At 35.3% G+C, this 19,314-nt stretch carries 15 protein-coding genes; 6 read left to right on the forward strand and 9 right to left on the reverse strand.

The window, feature by feature from the left end; all coding sequences use genetic code 11:
• Window positions 1-145: 145 nt before the first annotated feature.
• Both EGI26_RS04885 and EGI26_RS04890 read left to right on the forward strand, forming a co-directional pair.
• Window positions 146-2,419 carry a carboxypeptidase-like regulatory domain-containing protein gene (locus EGI26_RS04885; protein WP_255076761.1) on the forward strand — a complete coding sequence of 758 codons (2,274 nt, stop codon included), beginning with the start codon at window positions 146-148 and terminating at the stop codon, window positions 2,417-2,419.
• A 342-nt stretch (window positions 2,420-2,761) separates the two neighbouring features.
• On the forward strand, window positions 2,762-3,721 hold the full coding sequence (locus EGI26_RS04890) for a methylenetetrahydrofolate reductase (protein ID WP_255076762.1): 960 nt from the start codon (window positions 2,762-2,764) through the stop codon (window positions 3,719-3,721).
• 72 nt (window positions 3,722-3,793) lie between these two features.
• On the opposite strand, the gene EGI26_RS04895 is transcribed toward EGI26_RS04890, so the two are convergent.
• Both EGI26_RS04895 and proS read right to left on the reverse strand, forming a co-directional pair.
• The gene (locus EGI26_RS04895) at window positions 3,794-4,252 is read right to left on the reverse strand and encodes a peptidylprolyl isomerase (protein ID WP_255076763.1); all 459 of its coding nucleotides are present in this window, start codon (window positions 4,250-4,252) and stop codon (window positions 3,794-3,796) included.
• Window positions 4,253-4,271: 19 nt separating this feature from the next.
• Complete coding sequence (gene proS / locus EGI26_RS04900; protein WP_255076764.1) at window positions 4,272-5,744, reverse strand: proline--tRNA ligase; 1,473 nt, start codon at window positions 5,742-5,744, stop codon at window positions 4,272-4,274.
• Window positions 5,745-5,983: 239 nt separating this feature from the next.
• Between proS and EGI26_RS04905 the strand changes: the two genes are divergently transcribed.
• Complete coding sequence (locus EGI26_RS04905) at window positions 5,984-7,321, forward strand: hypothetical protein (RefSeq protein ID WP_255076765.1); 1,338 nt, start codon at window positions 5,984-5,986, stop codon at window positions 7,319-7,321.
• Window positions 7,322-7,409: 88 nt separating this feature from the next.
• Window positions 7,410-8,924, forward strand: a complete 1,515-nt coding sequence (locus EGI26_RS04910; protein ID WP_255076766.1) for a hypothetical protein — start codon at window positions 7,410-7,412, stop codon at window positions 8,922-8,924.
• Between the two features lie 61 nt (window positions 8,925-8,985).
• Here the strand turns inward: EGI26_RS04910 and EGI26_RS04915 are convergent, their stop codons facing one another.
• The 7 genes from EGI26_RS04915 to EGI26_RS04945 all read right to left on the reverse strand — a co-directional run bounded on the left by EGI26_RS04915 (window position 8,986) and on the right by EGI26_RS04945 (window position 16,470).
• Window positions 8,986-9,723: a glycosyltransferase family 2 protein gene (locus EGI26_RS04915; RefSeq protein ID WP_255076767.1), complete on the reverse strand. Its 738-nt coding sequence runs from the start codon at window positions 9,721-9,723 to the stop codon at window positions 8,986-8,988.
• Between the two features lie 33 nt (window positions 9,724-9,756).
• The gene (locus tag EGI26_RS04920; protein ID WP_255076768.1) at window positions 9,757-10,818 is read right to left on the reverse strand and encodes an NAD-dependent epimerase/dehydratase family protein; all 1,062 of its coding nucleotides are present in this window, start codon (window positions 10,816-10,818) and stop codon (window positions 9,757-9,759) included.
• A gap of 3 nt (window positions 10,819-10,821) precedes the next feature.
• Window positions 10,822-11,883: an NAD-dependent epimerase/dehydratase family protein gene (locus EGI26_RS04925; RefSeq protein WP_255076769.1), complete on the reverse strand. Its 1,062-nt coding sequence runs from the start codon at window positions 11,881-11,883 to the stop codon at window positions 10,822-10,824.
• A gap of 195 nt (window positions 11,884-12,078) precedes the next feature.
• Window positions 12,079-13,851, reverse strand: a complete 1,773-nt coding sequence (locus EGI26_RS04930; protein WP_255076770.1) for a hypothetical protein — start codon at window positions 13,849-13,851, stop codon at window positions 12,079-12,081.
• A gap of 416 nt (window positions 13,852-14,267) precedes the next feature.
• On the reverse strand, window positions 14,268-14,789 hold the full coding sequence (locus EGI26_RS04935; RefSeq protein WP_255076771.1) for a shikimate kinase: 522 nt from the start codon (window positions 14,787-14,789) through the stop codon (window positions 14,268-14,270).
• A 2-nt stretch (window positions 14,790-14,791) separates the two neighbouring features.
• Window positions 14,792-15,916: a BT_3928 family protein gene (locus EGI26_RS04940; RefSeq protein ID WP_255076772.1), complete on the reverse strand. Its 1,125-nt coding sequence runs from the start codon at window positions 15,914-15,916 to the stop codon at window positions 14,792-14,794.
• Between the two features lie 2 nt (window positions 15,917-15,918).
• Window positions 15,919-16,470: a DUF1599 domain-containing protein gene (locus tag EGI26_RS04945; RefSeq protein WP_255076773.1), complete on the reverse strand. Its 552-nt coding sequence runs from the start codon at window positions 16,468-16,470 to the stop codon at window positions 15,919-15,921.
• Between the two features lie 36 nt (window positions 16,471-16,506).
• Between EGI26_RS04945 and folP the strand changes: the two genes are divergently transcribed.
• Both folP and EGI26_RS04955 read left to right on the forward strand, forming a co-directional pair.
• Window positions 16,507-17,343, forward strand: coding sequence for a dihydropteroate synthase (gene folP / locus EGI26_RS04950; RefSeq protein WP_255076774.1), 837 nt, complete (start codon window positions 16,507-16,509; stop codon window positions 17,341-17,343).
• Window positions 17,344-17,457: 114 nt separating this feature from the next.
• On the forward strand, window positions 17,458-19,236 hold the full coding sequence (locus EGI26_RS04955; protein ID WP_255076775.1) for a T9SS type A sorting domain-containing protein: 1,779 nt from the start codon (window positions 17,458-17,460) through the stop codon (window positions 19,234-19,236).
• The last annotated feature ends 78 nt before the right edge of the window (window positions 19,237-19,314 follow it).

A 19,314-nucleotide genomic window follows, 5' to 3' on the forward strand; every position in this document is an offset into this window, starting at 1 on the left:
AAAATGGGGTTTAATTCTGAATTTGAACCAAAACAAAATGTGTATAGAAAGTAGAAATGTAGGTCATAAACGCTAATTCTTATGCTGTTCAAACCTTTTTAGATATTTTGAATCTATATTTGTGTCGTAAAAATTCATCTGTATTATGAAATATTTGTACTTGGTTCTATCACTCATTTCGCTTTCAACTTTTGCTCAAAAAGCACAAAATATTCGGATAAACTTAAAAGACCAAAACACCAAAGCCCCAATTTCGGAAGCAACCGTTACGATAAAAAATACGCAATTGACAGGAATTGCAGATGATAAAGGTGAGGTTTTCATAGAAAATGTACCCCTTGGCCGACTTGAAATAGAAATCACTTCCATAGGCTATACAAAACTGATATTGAAAGAGTTAATACTCGAAAGTGCAAAAGAAATCATACTGGACTTGGAAATGCAAGCGAGTAGCGAAACACTTGACCAAGTGGTTGTTTCTGCCGCAACACCCAATATGTCAAAAGCTATTACAAGTTTGAATACCATAACCTACGAGCAGGTTATGCGTTTTCCGGCTACTTTTTTCGACCCTGCTCGCTTGGCCTTTTCGTTTGCAGGAGTAGCCAACACCAACGACCAAGCCAACGGAATGGCCATTAGAGGCAACACGCCAGAAAGTATGCAATGGAAACTCGAGGGCGTAGAGATTGTAAATCCCAACCATTTGAGCAATGCGGGTACGTTTTCAGACCAACCAACTCAGACAGGCGGCGGAACCAATATTTTATCTGCCCAAATGCTCGGCCACATGAATTTTCTAACTGGTGCATTTCCAGCCGAATATGGCAATACACTGGCCGGTGTGATGGACATGACCTACAGAGTTGGCAATAACAAGAAGTTTCAGCATACTGCCCAAATCGGACTAATCGGCGTGGATTTATCATCAGAAGGGCCGTTAAATAAGGCCAAAGGGAGCAGCTATTTGTTTAATTACAGATATTCTTTCACTGGCTTGTTGGGCTTGATGGGTATTGATTTTGGAGGCGAAAGTATCAAATTTCAAGATGTTGCTTTCAATTTTAACTTTCCAACACGCCGTTTGGGTACATTTATGATTTTTGGTATGGGCGGCAACTCATCTAATGAATATGTACCGAATGCCGACCAAACGCTTTGGGAATCTGAGAAAGACTTCAACAATATCGACTTTTATAGCAGAATGGGTGTAGTAGGACTTAAACACAACCTTAAACTTTCTGAAAACTGGAATCTCAAAACAGTCTTGGCCAATTCTGGACTTGAAAACCTAAGAGACGCATACAAAACTGATCCGGCTTTTAACATCAGCTACACTTATCAGGCCCGTAATATCCTTGGTTTTTCAAGTATATTGAGTGGAAATTTGAATCGCAGATTAGCATTAAATACCGGAGTAAATATCAACCATTACTTTAATGAATTTAATTTAAAAAATAATGGCGATTCTTTCTACAGTTTTAGTGGCTTAATAGTACAACCTTTCATACGAATTACAAACAGCGAAAAAACCAGACTGAGCTATAATGTAGGTTTCGTATTACCGCATTATACCTTGAGTCAAAAAACTTATTTGGAGCCTCGACTTGGTTTGGCCTATGATGTAAATACCAAATTCGCTCTGAAAGCATCTTATGGCCTCCACAGCTACGAATCTTCTAATCAGAATGCCTTCGCATTGCCTTACAGGCCTGTTCGTGCACATCATTTCAACCTAGGATACCAATATCAACTATCTGAAAATCAAGAGCTTTTCGGGGAAGTCTTCTATCAGAATTTATTCAATATGCCGGTTTCAAATAACCAATATTTGTCGGTTTTGAATGGATATGAAAACACGGTGGTAGAACTTTCAACGGATGCAAGCAACCTCAACAACCAGGGTAGAAACTATGGCATAGAACTCAATTATAGAAAATATTTGAGCAAGGGTCTTTTCGCCTTGATAAACACCACTCTTTACAAAGCCGAATTCTTGGCTTTTGATAACAAATATTATCAGACCAGATTCAGTGGAAACCACATTGTGAACTTGACAATAGGAAAAGAATGGACAAAATCTCCAGGGAAATTCATCGGCTTAAATACCCGAATAGCCTGGTTAGGTGGATTCAGAAATTATGAAATTCTTGAGGCGGCATCCATTGTTTCCAAAAGTACCATTTACAATTATTCTAAACCTTTAATTGAAAAAAATCCGGACTATTTTAGGCCGGATTTGAGGGTATATTTCAAAAAATCAAAGGATAAATTCTCACGAACAGTATCTATAGATATTCAGAATTTCACCGGACAGAAAAACTTGGCTTACCAATATTATGATGCTTTTTTGGAGAAAATAACACCGAAATACCAACTGGGCATGATTCCAATGCTGAATTACAGAATAGAGTTTTAAAAACAGCTTTTGAAAATAATAACAAAAATAGTCCTAATCTCTCCATTTTTGAGGGAAATGGATAATAGAATTTTCCGCTTTGTCATTTACAAAATTGTATTTAATTACCTATTCTACCTCGATCACATTCTCTTAGCCACTTTCCAACCTGAGGCATTAAAGTTTATTATTAAAAAAACTCATTGACGATAACAAATAGTTTTTTCATCTTTTTGAAGTATTGATATTTAAGGTTTTTAGATAATTTATCCAAATTTAGATTTTTGGTTTATTTATATGTCGATTTCAGTAGAAAAATTCATAAAAAGCATAATTTTGTATGTAAATCAATTAAATTTAAGAATGCCGAAGGTTGTAGAACACTTAGCCAAAGTAAATGACAAACCAGTATTTTCTATTGAAATAATTCCCCCTGCCAAAGGTGGAAAAATAGATGAATTGCTCAACGACATCGCACCCATGATGGAGATAAAACCTCCGTTTATAGATGTAACCTACCACAGAGAAGAGTACATTTCGGTGAAATCTGAGGATGGCACCACCAAAGAAATAAAAACTCGAAAAAGACCTGGAACGGTGGGGATTTGCTCAGCCATCATGCACAAATTTAATGTAGATGCCGTGCCGCATGTGCTATGTGGTGGATTTACCAAAGACGACACGGAAGATTTATTGATTGATTTAAACTATTTGGGAATAGAAAATGTGATGGCACTCAGAGGTGACCACGCCAAACCATTTAGCACTTTCAAACCCAAAACTGATGGTCATGCCTACGCCGCTGAATTAATTACTCAAATAAATGACATGAATCATGGAAAATATCTCCATGAGGATTCGGAATATTTATCAAAGAGCAATTTTTGTATCGGAGCTGCTGCCTATCCAGAAAAACACTTCGAGGCCGAATCACATGAAATCGATTTTGACCATTTAAGATCAAAAGTAGACGCAGGTGCGGAATATTTGGTTACACAAATGTTTTTTGACAATCAAAAGTATTTTGATTTTGTAAATAAATGCCGTGAAAACGACATTCATATTCCAATTATTCCAGGTTTAAAAATCCTTTCAACTAAAAAGCAGTTAGATATTCTTCCAAAATTGTTCTATTTAGAAATGCCCTCTGAGTTTGACAATGCAGTTAGGCAAGCCAAAGATGATAAAGATGCGAGAAAAATCGGTATTGAATGGTGTATAGCTCAATGTAGAGAATTGATAAAATTCGGAGTGCCTGCTCTTCATTTTTACACCATGAGCAAATCTACCACTACGATGGCGGTGGCAAAAGAAATATTTTAATGAAGTGCAGTATTTGAAAACCAAAAAAGGAGTCTCACGACTCCTTTTTTGGTTTTAGAACTATTTCAAATATTATTTGATATCTTCAAACTCAACCTCAAGATTGCTCCCATCTTTGATAGAAACCAACTCCAAAGCAAAGTTAAGCTCTTGACCAGCCAAAGGATGGTTTGCGTCCATCAATACGTAGTCATCTGCTATTTCTCTGATTACCACCGGAATAGCTTGCTGTCCATCGTGCATATTTAGAGTACCACCAAGCTCCAAAGGCACATCACCAGGAATACCAGCTTTGTCAAATTTGAAGATCATTTCCTCATTTGCAGGACCATAAGCTTCTTCAACACCGATATGAATGTCTTTTTTTTCGCCAATGGCCATGCCCATTACGCCGTCATCAAATCCTTTGATTACCATTCCGCTTCCAACTTCAAACTCCAACGGCTCTCTTCCTTCCGATGAATCAAATATAGTTCCGTCATTTAAAGTCCCTTTATAATGAAGTGAAACGATATCCCCTACTTTTACCATTTTTATATTTATTTACTTGTTAATATGCTCTTGCAAAAATCACTCTTCTGTCTGAAGGCTTACCAGTTAAAACGCAAACGCCAGTTTCTGGTTTGCTATCGAGTGGAATACACCTAATCGTTGCTTTGGTCAATTCTTTGATTTTCTCCTCTGTTTCCGAAGTTCCGTCCCAGTGAGCCATCAAGAATCCACCCTCTTCAATTTTGGCAGTAAATTCGTCCCAAGTATTCACCTCGAAAGTATTTTCAGTTCTAAAATCAAATGCTTTTTTATAAATATTTTCCTGAATATCGTTGAGTAAATTTTCAAGATATTGAGCTATGCCATCAATCGACACCGTTTCTTTTGAAAGGTTATCTCTTCTTGCCACTTCCACCGTGCCGCTTTCTAAATCTCTCATGCCTACCGCCACTCTCGCAGGCACTCCTTTAAGCTCATATTCGGCAAATTTCCAACCCGGACGAGTTTGGTCATCTTTGTCAAATTTCACAGAGATACCTTTGGATTTCAATTCTTTCAAGATTGGATTTATTTTCTCAGAAATCTGCTCCAATTGTTCGTCACCTTTGAAAATCGGAACGATAACCACCTGAATGGGGGCCAATTTAGGAGGTAAAACCAATCCTAAATCATCCGAGTGGGCCATAATCAAAGCTCCCATCAAACGGGTACTTACCCCCCATGAAGTTCCCCAAACATATTCCAATGCACCTGATTTGTCTTGGAATTTCACATCAAAAGCCTTGGCGAAATTTTGGCCAAGAAAATGCGAGGTTCCAGCCTGAAGAGCTTTTCCGTCCTGCATCATCGCTTCTATACAAAGTGTATCTTCTGCTCCAGCAAAACGCTCATTGGCCGTTTTTTGACCTTTCACAACAGGCAAAGCCATCCATTCCTCCGCAAAAGTAGCATATACATCTAGCATTCTGGAGGTTTCCTCCTCGGCTTCAGTTTTTGTTGCGTGAGCAGTATGTCCTTCTTGCCACAAAAATTCAGCAGTTCTCAAAAATATACGCGTACGCATTTCCCAACGTACCACGTTTGCCCATTGGTTAATCAGCAATGGTAAATCTCTGTAGGATTGTATCCAACTTTTATAGGTATTCCAAATAACCGTTTCTGATGTAGGCCTTACAATCAATTCTTCTTCCAATTTTGCATCTGGGTCAACAATAACGCCATTGCCGTTGGGGTCGTTTATCAGTCTATAATGCGTAACTACAGCACATTCTTTTGCAAAACCTTCTACATGAGAGGCTTCTTTTGATAAAAAAGATTTAGGAATAAATAGGGGAAAATAGGCGTTGCTATGGCCAGTTTCTTTGAACATATCATCCAATGCTCTTTGCATTTTTTCCCAAATAGAAAACCCATAAGGTTTAATGACCATACACCCTCTTACTGCCGAATTTTCGGCCAAATCAGCTTTTTTGACGAGTTCGTTGTACCACTCTGAATAATTCTCACTACGTTTAGGAAGACCTTTAGACATTTTTCTTGTATAATTTTAATATAAGAAGTAAAAATTGGATTTTACTTATAAAAACTTTTGTTAATTATTTTGTTAACAACAGCCATTAAGGTTGCAAAGATAAGTTTTAATATTATTTTTGTAATGAAATATTTCACTTAGAATGTCTGAGAAAATATTTAACTATAGAACGCAACCTTTTGATGCTTTGTAGCGTCTAAGTATATAAGATTAGGGACACCTTTTTATCTAAAAAAATTATGAAACTTAAAAGTTCAGTTTTGTTATTGGGAGCGAGCATTTTTATTGCTTCTTGTACTAACAAGTCTATTCCCACAAACGGAGAAAGCGATGACATGTATGCTACTTCGGCAGATGCAGCTCAAGCTCCAATAGTTGCCTCCACTAATACTCCATTTAACAAAAATAATGGTGTAAATACGCAGCAATTGCCTTACGAAGACGAGTACGACAGATTAGATAATGGTGACGTACTTGAAAGTACTGATGAATATTACTCTGAAGATTATATCACAACGCGTGATTATAAAAGAAAGTTGAGTTCAAAGCCTGGTTATTCTGATGGCTATTCAGACGGATACAGCCAAGGATGGACAGACTACTCGTGGAGTCAGCCAATTGCTTCAGGATGGAATTCTCCTTTTAACAGATTTGGATATAATTCATTCTCTCCATTCAATTCGGGCATTTATATGTCTTATGGATTTGGGGGAGGTTGGGGCATGAATTCATGGAACAGATTTTCACCTTGGGGTTATAATTCATGGGGAAATTCTTGGATGATGGATTCTTGGGCTTACAGCCCATGGGGTTATAACTCTTGGGGATACAACAGCTTTTATTCTCCTTGGGGTTATAACAGCTTTTACAACCCTTATGATTATTATGGCGGCGGTTATTACAACAACTATAGACCATATTATAACAATCAGTCAGTAGTTGCTCAGAACGCCTACAAAAACGGCTCAAGAACCTATGGTGCAAGAGAAGCGGGTAGAAACTCGTCTAACTACAATGACAGATTTGTGAACACCACAAAGCAGGCTACAGCTACCTCAGGAGGAAGAACTTCGAGTGCTGTTAGAAACTCAAACAATACCAACACAGCCAACGGTGACAGGGTATTGGCCGATAGAAAAAATGGAACATGGGTAGGCAACAGTTCAGGAAACAATGCAAGCAATAGCAGTAGCAGAACTACTTACTCTAACTCAAGGGCATCTAACGGTTCTACTGACTCTTATAATCCAAGCTCTAGAAGACCAGCGAGTTATGATTCTTACAACAGATCTACTAACTCGGGCTCTAGCAGCTACAGTTCGAGAAGTGCAAGCACAAACAATACGGCTCAAGGGAACACTTACACTCGTCCATCGTCGAGTAGATCATCGGGGAACACCTATAGCTCTCCGAGCAATGACAACAGAGGCTCTTCATCCTACTCGTCGCCGAGCAACAGCAGCAGTAACTCTAGCTACAGTTCGGGTTCAAGTTCACGAGGAAGTAGCAGCAGTAGCTCTTCGTCCAGTTCTGGTGGTTCAAGCTCAGGTGGTGGCTCTTCAAGAGGGCCAAGATAATTTTTTAAATAAAACTCAATTTTATACCCCGCTAATAAACCAATTGTTGTTGGCGGGGATTTTTTTATCCTTTTTTTAATATAACACTATGAAAAAGTTATTTTTTGGAGCATTAGCATTTGCTTTGGGTGTTTCTTCTTCAGTTGCACAATTGTCGCTTAACGGCCATTTTTACGGCGAAGACGCTCTGAAGTTTTATTCTTACGGAAATTATGGGTCAGCCAGAACGCAAGGAATGGGTGGTGCATTTACAGCCCTGGGTGGAGATTTGAGCAGTTCATACTTAAATCCGGCGGGTCTGGGTTTTTATAATAAATCCGAATTTACTATAAGTCCAATATTTACAACTACCAACTCTACATCTAGTTACATTGATAACTCGGCCAAATTAAGTACAACTAATATGAGCATAGGCCAAATAGGTGTGGTCTTCAGTAACAGGGGTGTTGGAACTAGAAAAAAAAGAACAGCATGGAGTATTTCTTATAATACTTTGGCGAACTTTAACAATGACTATTCTTACAATGGCTCAAACAAAAGAAGCTCCATTTCCGACTATTTTGCTGAACGGGCTACTCAAAGAGGAATAAGTTCGGAGGATTTGAATGAAGAGTTTAATACCACCACCAGATTAGCAGCTAATACCACGGCCTTGGCATATCAGGCCTATTTGATTGATCCTATTCAAGGAGGGGGCTATGTAGCCTCAGAGCTCTCAACACCGGTTATACAAAAAGGGAATGTGTCTGAAGCCGGCAACTTAAACCAAATAAATGTGGGCTATGGAATCAATTACGACGACAAAACCTATATTGGAGCCTCCCTAGGAATTCAAAATTTAAATTACAGTCAATTGACTGACTTAACAGAGCAATTTCCGAATGGCCAATTTTTTAATGGCTTTACCTTCGGAGACGAACTTCTTGTAAAAGGTACTGGCCTGAACTTGTCAGTTGGAGCTATCATGAAATTAAGTAACAACATAAGGATTGGAGCAAACATTACAAGCCCAACCTCTATGAGGATTAATGAAACCTACACTTCTTATGTAGCCTATGACCAAAAACCAAATACGTTCGAATCAGACGAGCAAGAGTTATTTACCGTACCAAACGATTTTAAATACAGAATATCGTCGCCATTGAAAGCAAACATAGGAACTTCTATATTTTTACCAAAAAAACTGGGTGTAGTAAGTGTAGAAGCCGAGTACGTGGGCTATAATATGATGAATATCAAAGACAAAGAAGACAATAGATGGTCTACAGACCAAAAAAGAGGTATTCAAAGCGAGTTTAAAGATGTGATTAATGTAAAGGCTGGAGGTGAATTGAGATTTGGTGTGGCAAGAATTAGGGCTGGACTTAACTATTTGGGAGATCCTAGAAAAAATAGCGACGCCTATAACACCAGTTCATCGCTAATTGGGACTCTTGGTGCTGGAGTAAGAAACAATAGATTCTTTGCTGATATATCCTATTCAAGAATGTCTAGAGACTTTGCATTTACGCCTTACAATCTTAGCATCGAAACAGACTATGAATCAGCCACTTTAAAACAAACCAAAGGAACGTTTGGGATTAGTTTTGGAACATTTTTCTGACAAGAAAAAACATTAAAAAAGCGGTTTTGAAATCCCAAAACCGCTTTTTTGTTTTTAGTGTTTACCATTTCTTCTCAAAGTCCCCTCTAGAAAAATATTTCTCTATAAAACAATACATTAAAATAAAGAAATATCGACTACCCATTTCTCTAATTTTCAATTTTGACTCACCATATTTCCTGTTTGTCCAAGAGTTTGGAACTACAGCAAAACTAAATCCTCTGATAATTGCCTTTAGCGGAAGTTCAATTGTAAGATTAAAATGGGGTGATAAAAAAGGTTTTACACCTTCTATAGTATGTCTCTTGTATAACTTAAAAGCATTTGTAGTATCATTATATTTGATATTCATTACCAACCTTATAATCGCATTGGCAACTCTATTTATTATTTTCTTGATACCGGGATAATCAATGGTCTTGCCACCTTTCATAAAACGACTTCCAAATACACAATCAAAGTTACCTTCTTGCATGGTCTCATAAAATTTCACCAAATCATGAGGCGAATCTGACAAATCTGCCATCATTACAGCTACGCAATCACCAGTAAATCTTTCTAAGCCATATCTTACAGCATAACCAAAGCCATTTTGACCAGTGTTTGTTACAAAATACAAAGAATTGTACTTAAACTTCAGAGCTTCTAAAACTTCTAAGGTATTGTCCTTTGAGTTATCATTTACCACCAAAATTTCATAGTCTATCTTTTTATCAGAAAGAACAAACACCAATTCCTCTATTGTTTCACTTATAGACTCTGCTTCGTTATAGGCAGGAATTACAATACTTAACTTCACGTAATTTTGAGTTACATTAAAAAAAAAAGCAAATTACTTCAACTTAACTTGTTGAAAAAAAATCTGTTCAAGAATATCGTTTAAGTTATACTTATAAGTCCATTCAGGATAATGATTCTTGAACTTAGAAACATCAGAAATATACCAAATATGATCGCCAATGCGATTGTCTTCAGCATAACTAAAATTCATTTTGTTTCCAGTTATCGATTCACAAATCTCAATTGCTTCTGTCATAGAACAATTTGAATGTCTGCCACCACCTGCGTTATAAACTTCACCTTGCCTAGGATTCATGTAAAAATGATAGAACATATTTACAAGGTCATAAGAGTGTATATTGTCTCTCACTTGTTTACCTTTATATCCAAAAACTGTATAATGATTCCCTGTAACTGCACATTTCATCAAATAAGAAAGAAATCCATGCAATTGTGTACCAGAATGATTTGGTCCAGTCAAACATCCTCCTCTGAATACTGCGACATTCATACCAAAGTACTTGCCATATTCTTGTGAAAGTACATCCGCCGCAACTTTGGATGCACCAAAAAGTGAATGCTTAGAATTATCTATACTCATACTTTCATCTATTCCATGTTGAAAATAAGCATGGTCTTCTGAAATTTCCCACCGTTTATCTTGTTCCAATAAAGGCAAATAATTTGGAGTATCCCCGTAAACTTTATTAGTAGATGTAAAAATAAAAACCGCTTTAGAGCAAAATAAGCGGGTAAGTTCTAGCATGTGTAATGTTCCGTTTGCATTTATTGTAAAGTCGGTGAGTGGTTCTTTCGCAGCCCAGTCGTGGCTAGGCTGTGCTGCGGTATGAATTATCAACTTGATATCGGTACCATACTGCTCAAAAACAGCCTTTAACGCCTCATAATTTCTAATATCAATAGAATAATGCTTGTAATTTTGGATAGATTCTTCCAATTCATTTTTACTTCTTTCAGTGGAAGCATCTTTTCCGAAAAAATAGGCCCTTTGATCGTTATCAATACCAATAACTAAATCCATTTTATCAGAAAAAAAACGTACAGATTCGCTTCCAATCAATCCAGCAGAACCTGTAACTATAGCTATGTTCATAATTTACTTTAAAATGTTTTCTAATTGTTTTTCATTTTCGCCTATCCAATGATAAATATCAGAGAATATCTGGCTGGGAGTTTTTAGAGGTTTCCAACCAATTTCTCGCTCAATTTTAGAATTATCAGTAATATAAATTCTCAAATCAGCCGGTCTATTCTCTATTTCAGAACCTATTTGAATTTTATTTCCAGTAATTTCCTGACAGATACTGGTCATTTCCATCAAAGATACGCTTGTACTACGCCCTCCTCCAGCATTGAATATTTTTCCTGTAAACTTTGATATGTTATGAATCTGAATATCAATTAAGGCTACCAAATCTTCCACATGCAAGATGTCCCTCACCTGCTTGCCAATACCTCCATACCCTATATACTTCAATGATTGTTTCCAATAATGTTTTGCCATCCAAAGCGTAACAACCCCTTGGTCTGTTTTGCCCATTTGCCTTGGGCCAGCTATAACTCCAAATCTTGTAATAGCAGCATCTAAATTATAGAAAGAAGAATACTCTTGAATGAAAAGCTCAGAAGACAATTTTGTTGTACCATAAAACGACCTTGCTCCAAAAAGCGTAAAATCTTCAGATATTCCAGCACTAGAAATACCCTTCTCTTTTTGATTATCTAAAAAAGAAAATCTTGTTTCCTCTTCAATAAAAGATGCATCTTCAATATTTGATATAGGATATACCCTACTTGTGGAAAGAAAAATAAGCTTGGCTTTATTCTTTAAACATGCATTAAAACAATTAATAGAGCCATATAGATTATTATTGATAACATAAGTTGGATCAGAATTAAGACCAGACATCACGGAGGGCTCTGCGGAGGCTTCAATCAAAACGTCAAAGCCATCAAGGTCATTTAAATCCTCTGAATTCCTAATATCGCCATGAACAAACTCTATCCCTCTTATCTTAAAATCAATCAGATTTAATTCTGAACCTCTCCTTTTTAAATTATCAAATGCAATAATTCTGTAACTAGGATATTTCTCTTTGAGTTTTATGCAAAGTGTAGAACCAATAAACCCAGCACCTCCAGTAACTACAAGTATCATTTAATTTATAATTAGCAATGTCCAAAACACGTCAATTGTTAAAAATCTTGTGTGAATCCACATACAAAATAGTCTGCAAATTTATCAATACTCAACGGTAAAACCAAATTAAAAAGAGCCGCTTAGAAATACCATACTTTAATTCAAAAATCGAACTCGTCAAATAATTTCTATACACAAAAGTCCAAATAACCCTTATGGAACCTTATCCTTTGAATAAAAATAATATACTGACTCTAAGTGCGATACAAACATCTCTCCGTCTGTATTTACTAGTAAATCCAGCTTAAAAACCGAATTACGTTTTTTGAGAAACCTTTCTACCTGCTGGTACTCAAATTTTGTATAAAAAACACCTTTTTTATTCTCTGTATTATAAGGTTTTAATACACTCAAAAAACTACTCCCATCCTGACCATGAAAAATCAAGTAATATTTACTTGACTTATTGGTGTGTTTCAAATTTGTAAGATTCAATACTATTTCATGAAAATTATTCAAACTAAATGCCTCCTCGAGTATTGGTCTGGAAACAGTGTCGTCTTTGAATTTCTGGGATTCGGTAACTACATTAACCTTTGATTTTGATTGATACTCATCATAATCAATTGCATTTCTAACTTCAAACCATTGACTGCATACAATTATAGAATCATCCTCAACTCTAAAAATTGAAACCTCCGTCCTTTCGTTTGGTAAATATTTCTTTGGTAATAAAAAATCAAAACCAACAGTTTGGGCTTTGGCTTGTTGAAATAAACTCAGATGTGGTTTTAATCCTGGGATAATATAATAAGTTTTTTTTCCTCTTGACTGAAAAACGATACCCAATCTAAGAGTATTGGTTTTAAATATCCCTCTGTAGTTACCTTTTATCATCAAATACGGATTCTCTTTTATATCAAACCCTTCTATCTTTTCAATTACAAACCCATCACTATTTCGCCCAAAACTATTTTTTTTTCCATTGGTATTAAAAGGCTGAGAGACTACATTTTTTTTAATTTTTTCTACGTCAAAAAAACCTTTTTTAGCCAAATCTTCTATTCTATGCGTTGAAACAAGAGGAATATTGTAAATCGTTTCTCTATCTTCATACAACTCTAATGTATTTCCAAGATACATCATTTCGTTATTGCGAGTCTCTATTTCGTCGTATTTCAAGGTTTCTCTCCAAGTCCTATAATTTTTAGTTTGATAAGCAAGTCCAGCAGAAAGTATAACTACAAAAAACAAAAGCACTTTTTTATAACTATTCTCGAGCTTCCATTGCTTCAAAAACTCTCTAAAGAAAAGCATATAAAGCAATACAAAAATCATCACGCTATTGATTAAATAGGCCCCCCTTTGCAAAAACTGGCTTCCGTATTCTTGTCTTTTTACAGAAATTATCAGAAAAGTTAAAAGATAAAAAAGCAACATAAGCGTCAAGCTCAATTCCCTTTCATAAGATTTCTTAACAATCACAAAATAGCATATAAACAACAATGCAATCACACCAAGTACAAGGTTGATTGTTAATGAACCAAAGCCTCCAATTCCTCCAACATAAATCGGATAAACTTTTAACAAATAAGGAATTATATCTAATTTCAAAATACTCTTCCCGCTCTCATAATCATGAAAATAAATATAAGAAATAACCATGGATGATACTCCCCAAATTAACATCCTTTTATAATCTTTCTGTAAAAAAAGTCCTCCAAATACAATCGGCATCAATAAAATACCATTCCCATTAGAAAAAACTCCAAAAAATAAACAAATCACAGAAATAAAGGTATATTTTTTATGTATAGCTGTGTAAATGGTTGCTATTGTAAAAAAAATCATTGGAAAATGGCTCAAAGACTCCATTGCCAAATAATAAATTTCGGAATATGCAAAGCTCAGCATCAGCAATGGTACTGGCAGGAAATAGTAGAATTTCTTTATGTTAAACCTACCTTCAAGAAATAAAAAAAACATCGAGAAGAAATAAAATAGCAGCCCTATAACCCTAAATGACTCGAGGTCTATCTTTCCAAAAAAACAAAAATAAGTTAAATTTATTAATCTTAGAGTGGCTATTCTATGCTCGTTGTGCTGGGAAAAAATTAGTCTGATTTTTTCCCAAAAACCATTGTAGGCAAAATACCTATTATTAAAATCAAAAAAGGCCTCATAATCATCAGAAATTGGGAAGTTCTGAAAATTAAGTGTAACATCATAAAAATAGGCAACTAAAAAGCCCAAAAAAACAATAACTGAGATTATATTCAATATCCTCATTAACAAAACATTAAAACATAAAGGACACCAAAATCTCCAAGTTCATTCATCATTTTTTAAATAGTATAGAAATAAAAAAGCGACTACTAAGAAGTCGCTTTTTTATTTAATTTTCACCTTAGTGTTCTAAAATGGGCGTCTAAAATCCACATAATAGTATTTGCATCGGTATCTCCTTCAATCACAATATCAGCTCGTTTGTATGTATCTATCCTTGACTCATAAGTTTTAAACAAAGTATCAATTAAAGAATCGCTCTCGAGACTAAACAAAGGTCTATTGTTTTTTTTGGAATTCCGCATCCGTTCTTCCAACTTAAAGGGCTTAACATCCAAAAATACACTTATACCATTTTCTTTAATTATAGCCATATTATTATTGTAACAGGGTGTGCCTCCCCCCGTTGCAACAACTAATCTAGTGTTGGGTTCAATTTTTTTCAGTTGTTCCGTTTCCAGTTTTCTAAAATATTCTTCTCCCTCTAAATTAAAAATCTCATTAATCTTTTTTCCCTCTGAAGTCTCAATCTTTTTATCTAAATCAATAAAATCATAATTTAATTCTTTTGCTAATTGTCTTCCAAGGGTACTTTTTCCTGAGGATGGCATCCCCAACATAAAAATATTTGTCGTCATTCTTAAAACTTAGTACTAATTATCAATTCATTTATTTGATTGGCGGTAGGAATTTCATTGTAACTCCACTTTTTAACTACTACGCCATCGTTTAGTAATACAAAACATGGATTATTTCTTGCCATAGTCTTCAAGACTTTTTCATCGCAAGTATAATAATCAAGCGTTATGTTTTTCTCTTTTTGTAAGGTCAAATACTCCTCTGTTGGTATTGAGGTAATTATCATTGGCTTTATTTTCCTTTTAGCAAGTTTGTTAGCCAATTTGTTAATCGGTTCAAAATCCAAATTCTGTAAACCTTCTTTCTTTTTCAACACTATGAAAAATATTTTTCCTTCAAAAGTTTGTTGGGTAAAATCATTACCAGCACTGTCTGCAATACTATAATCAGTAATTTTAGCCTTCAGAAGTTCCTCGTTCAATACCACCGAGGATATATATTTATATCTGTTGGTATCCGAAAGATACTCCTTGCTTTCAATTTCACTATTTTCTTTTTTGTCTAAAAAAACATACTGCAAATCAGGTTTAATATTTGGTCTTTCCATTTGTTTGGGAATGCTTTTACCTGCCGCATAAGGCAAAAAGTCCAAAATCGGCAGATACCTGATAGCATATACACCTATACCAATTGATAAAATTATAGAAATTAAAACCATTGGTGTTCCAAGTTCTGACTTCCTAAATCGCTGACGATATAAAAATATTATCAATATAAAAACCATACTCACTACATCTTTTATAAAGGAATCCCATGGCTTTAATTTAAGAAAATCACCAAAACAGCCGCAGTCTGTAACTTTGTTGAAATATGCGGAGTAAAAAGTCAAAAACGTAAAAAAGACCATAAGGCCTAGTACCATCCATGACGTACTTTTCATTCTAAAACTAAAAACCAAAGCAACTCCTAAAACCAATTCTAAACAGCAAAACAACAATGACATAGCCAAGGCATTGTGTGCCAAACCATTGAAAAAAGGGGCAAGCATTGGTAAGTCTCCTGCAAAAACCTCAAAATATTCTTGAAGTTTCAAACCAGTACCGTAAGGGTCTATCACTTTTACGAAGCCCGAAAAAATAAATTCTAAGCCAACAAGGATTCTTGAAAAATTTGCTATGAACTTCATTTCTACTGCTGAGTTTGTTGTATCTGTACGTATTTTAACTTTATAAGGCAAAATACCGAATAATTTATAATATCCTGATATCCCGCCTTTATTCCTTCAGATATTAATGTTTTACCATTATTATCTTCAATCTGCTTTATCCTTAACAACTTCATTAAGATAATATCTGTCATGGAGCTAACCCTCATTTCTCTCCAGGCCTCACCATAATCATGGTTTTTATTAAAAAGAAGCTCTCTAACTTCTGAAATTTGAGAATTATACGCCGCTTGAAGTTTGCTCAGATTATCATCAATACAACCTTCAGACAACAGCATAAGTGCCATTACACAATAGTTGATGATGCCTATAAATTCTGATATTTGCCCTTCTTCTACCCTTGAAAAACCATTCTCTTGAATTGTTCTTATCCTCTGAGCTTTGATAAATATTTGATCTGTAATGGAAGGAAGTCTAAGAATCTTCCAAGAAGTCCCATAATCAGAGTTCTTCTTTGAGAAAACCTCAAAACAATTACTTATTATTTCTGAATATTCAATTTCTGTGCTAGACATTGATATTTTCCAAGATTTTTAGTTTTTTTTGCAACTATGAAAAATACGATAAATATAGGAGGTAAATTACTGGGTTTTCAAAAACCAATAATCATGGGAATAATGAATATTACACCTGATTCCTTCCACAAAGATAGTAGATTTAATCCTTTTGATGAAGATTTTTTAAAAAAAGCTAATGAAATGCTAGAAAATGGAGTATCCATTATTGATATTGGCGGACACTCTACAAGACCTGGAGCCACTAAAATTTCTGAAAGTGAAGAAATTGACCGCATTTTGCCTGCTATAGAGTTACTAACAAAAAACTTCAAAAACATCACAATCTCAATTGATACTTTCAGGAAAAAAGTAGCAGAAAAAGCGGCAAATGTAGGGGCACAAATCATTAACGACATTTCAGGCGGCAACCTAGATTCTGAGATGTTTCCATTTATTATCAAAACCAACCTCCCATACATATTAATGCACACCAGAGGAACACCAGAAAACATGCAAAACCTAACAAACTATACCGATTTTTATACTGATATACTCAAAGAAACTTTTTCTAAGGCCAACTACCTCAAAAAAAACGGAGTCAAAGATGTGATTATAGATCCAGGGCTTGGTTTTGCTAAAGACCTCCTTCAAAATTATGAGCTAATGAAGAATCTATCTATTTTTAAAAATGAAAATTACCCTTTTTTGATAGGTCTTTCGAGAAAATCGATGATTTACAAATACTTAGAAATTGATATTAAGGATACCCTGGAAGCCACTTCGCAACTCAACCTTATTGCCCTATTATCTGGCACCTCTATATTAAGAGTTCATGATGCGAAATCAGCAAAACACACAATAGATTTATATAATTTATTAAAAAAATCATAAAATGAAAACCGTAAAATAATTTTCTTTATAATATTGCCAGTCGTAAATTGAAAATACTTGAATCTATATTATATTTACGATTAATAAATCTTAACGTACATAAACATTTAAATCATGAGAAACATCTTACTTTTATTTTCATTGATATTTTCAGGATTTGCAGTATTTGCTCAACCTCTTGTCGCTCCAACTTTAACAGATTTCCCTTCAACAATTACCACAAGTTCGTTTCTCATTGGAATCACCGATACAAATCCAACCGAAGTAGCATTAGAAGTTGAAATAGAGGGTGGAGGTATGACAAGACTTACTCTTTTGGGTTCTGGTGCAAACGTTCAGCACAGCGTTGTGAATCTGGTACCTAAAACCTTTTACAGAGTAAGAGCTAGAGCCTTAAACTGCCCTACCTCTGTTGGCTGTGGTGACATTGGCCCTTGGTCACAGCCTTTCTACATCACTACCAAAGTAGCCGCCCCAGCAGCTCCAATTGTAAAATTGGATAACAACTGTGCTCGTTTCGTAGCTATATCATGGGAAATACCAGCAAGAGCAGAAGATATTACAAATTTTGTGATTCACAGGGCTTTTGATGGTGCTACTTTTCACAATATTGGTACACTGCCCGGATATCAAAGAAATCTTTATGACTTGGGCATAGCACCTGGCGTACCCGCTACTTACATTGTTTTTGCAGAAAATAGTACTGGAATTACTTCTTCAAACAGGATAACTGTTCAGGTAAAACCATTCGTGGCTCCATTGCCGCCAATTAATGTAAAATCAAGTACTGTTAACAAAACAGACACACAACTGAATATAACTTGGGACAATCCTGCACAGGATTTTGATTGTGGCACTGACATAAGAAGCTCCTATTACGTAATGATTAAAAGAGAAGGCGACGCTGACTTTAAACTATACGAAATCATATATCCTACTGCTAGCGGAATTATCATAAAAGGTCTAAAACCTAACGAAAGAGTAGAGTATGATATATTTTCTCTAAGTGATAGAGGTATTTTCTCAGAACACAGAAGGGGAGTTGACAACACATTTGGACCTGCAAGCAAGCCTACCAATTTTATAGGTGTGGCCTTTAAAGATGCTGTTAATAATTCCTCAATAGGTTTAAGCTGGGATCATGCTCCAAAAGACGAGGATTATTTTGTAGTAGAGGTAAGTAAAGATGGCACAAATTTTAATATACTTGGAAAAATAAAAGATGGAAACAATACTTTCAAACATGAACCTATAGAAGAAGGTGTTGATTATATCTACAGAATTAAAGCTGGCAACTATCTATATGGAGAATCTGACTATGTTTTAACCCAACCCATAAAATATGCTTATTCTGCAAAACCAAATGCTCCGTATGGCTTGAAAGCCGTAGCCTCAGGAACCAAAGTTGACCTAAAATGGTATGACGATTCGAACAGAGAGGAAAACTATATCCTTGAAAGATCTGTCGACAACAATACTAATTTTGTTGAACTTAAAAAGCTAGACAGAAATACTACTTCTTATTCTGACTTAACAGTTACCGCTGGAAAAACCTACTTCTACCAAATCAAAGCAGTAAATACTATTGGCACTTCAGCTAACTCAAACATTGCAGAAGTCAAAATAACAGCAGGGACTGGAATTTTAAATAATTCAGAGGTAAACATTTTCCCTAATCCTACCTTGAGTTTTGTAACAGTTTCTCTTCCAGTTGAAACAAACTTTGAATCTGTAAACATATCTATTTTAGACCAAAACAACATGGAAGTCTACAATAGGAATTTCAACGATAAGGTTATGAAGATAAACTTAGAAGAATTTCAAAGTGGAGTTTATACGATGGTTTTGAAAACAAACAACGAAACATCTTCAAGAAAGATAGTTAAATACTAAGAATTGACCCAATATTTTAAGAGAGTGGCCCAAAGCCACTCTCTTTTTTTGTTCACCCTAAAAATCTCAAAACTATCT

This window comes from Lacihabitans sp. CCS-44, assembly GCF_024343735.1.
Taxonomy (GTDB): domain Bacteria; phylum Bacteroidota; class Bacteroidia; order Cytophagales; family Spirosomataceae; genus Leadbetterella.

What these genes read in the sequence shown, in the direction of transcription:
- EGI26_RS04930 (WP_255076770.1), bottom strand. Translation starts at nt 13,851, where the DNA reads ATGTTTTTTTTATTTCTTGAAGGTAGGTTTAACATAAAGAAATTCTAC.
- EGI26_RS04925 (WP_255076769.1), bottom strand. Translation starts at nt 11,883, where the DNA reads ATGATACTTGTAGTTACTGGAGGTGCTGGGTTTATTGGTTCTACACTT.
- EGI26_RS04905 (WP_255076765.1), top strand. Translation starts at nt 5,984, where the DNA reads ATGAAACTTAAAAGTTCAGTTTTGTTATTGGGAGCGAGCATTTTTATT.
- EGI26_RS04920 (WP_255076768.1), bottom strand. Translation starts at nt 10,818, where the DNA reads ATGAACATAGCTATAGTTACAGGTTCTGCTGGATTGATTGGAAGCGAA.
- EGI26_RS04890 (WP_255076762.1), top strand. Translation starts at nt 2,762, where the DNA reads ATGCCGAAGGTTGTAGAACACTTAGCCAAAGTAAATGACAAACCAGTA.
- EGI26_RS04895 (WP_255076763.1), bottom strand. Translation starts at nt 4,252, where the DNA reads ATGGTAAAAGTAGGGGATATCGTTTCACTTCATTATAAAGGGACTTTA.
- EGI26_RS04940 (WP_255076772.1), bottom strand. Translation starts at nt 15,916, where the DNA reads ATGAAGTTCATAGCAAATTTTTCAAGAATCCTTGTTGGCTTAGAATTT.
- proS (WP_255076764.1), bottom strand. Translation starts at nt 5,744, where the DNA reads ATGTCTAAAGGTCTTCCTAAACGTAGTGAGAATTATTCAGAGTGGTAC.
- EGI26_RS04910 (WP_255076766.1), top strand. Translation starts at nt 7,410, where the DNA reads ATGAAAAAGTTATTTTTTGGAGCATTAGCATTTGCTTTGGGTGTTTCT.
- EGI26_RS04955 (WP_255076775.1), top strand. Translation starts at nt 17,458, where the DNA reads ATGAGAAACATCTTACTTTTATTTTCATTGATATTTTCAGGATTTGCA.
- EGI26_RS04945 (WP_255076773.1), bottom strand. Translation starts at nt 16,470, where the DNA reads ATGTCTAGCACAGAAATTGAATATTCAGAAATAATAAGTAATTGTTTT.
- EGI26_RS04885 (WP_255076761.1), top strand. Translation starts at nt 146, where the DNA reads ATGAAATATTTGTACTTGGTTCTATCACTCATTTCGCTTTCAACTTTT.
- folP (WP_255076774.1), top strand. Translation starts at nt 16,507, where the DNA reads ATGAAAAATACGATAAATATAGGAGGTAAATTACTGGGTTTTCAAAAA.
- EGI26_RS04935 (WP_255076771.1), bottom strand. Translation starts at nt 14,789, where the DNA reads ATGACGACAAATATTTTTATGTTGGGGATGCCATCCTCAGGAAAAAGT.